1 pseudogene is annotated in these 458 nt (G+C 77.1%); it reads right to left on the reverse strand.

Annotated elements, in window-relative coordinates:
- A pseudogene (locus KN815_RS49685) lies at window positions 1–458 on the reverse strand (PucR family transcriptional regulator); the annotation flags it as partial.

Consider the following 458-nt stretch of genomic DNA (forward strand, 5'->3'; position numbering starts at 1 on the left):
CCCACTCCACCCGGGCCACCACCACCTGCCAGTGCGGCGCCGTGCCGAGCCCCGGCAGCAGGACCGGGGCGGCCACCCGCAGCCGGGCCGCGATCTCGGCGGGCGGCGCGCCGGTGTGGACCAGCTCCAGCACCTCCTGGGCGAGCCTGCGCCGCACGGTGCGCGACGCGTTCCGCCGGTCGCGCTCGACCGCGATGAGCTGGGTGACTCCATAGAGCAGATCCAGCCGTTCCTCCGGCCATTCGTCGGCGTCCGCGCCGACCACCAGCAGCCAGTCGGACAGCACGGTCTCGCGCACCTCGTCGCCCGCCTCCCCGCTGTGGATGGGGAAGAGGGAGTACGTCATGCCGTCCGCGGCGGTCAGCCGCTGCGGGCCGCGCCGCCCCTGGCGCCGGGCGGCCAGATGCTCGCCCGCCAACTGGGCGCGGACCGCCGCGGGCGGTTCGGCGGCCGCTCCG

The sequence above is a fragment of the Streptomyces niphimycinicus genome (genome assembly GCF_018883605.1).
Classification (GTDB): Bacteria; Actinomycetota; Actinomycetes; order Streptomycetales; family Streptomycetaceae; genus Streptomyces; species Streptomyces niphimycinicus.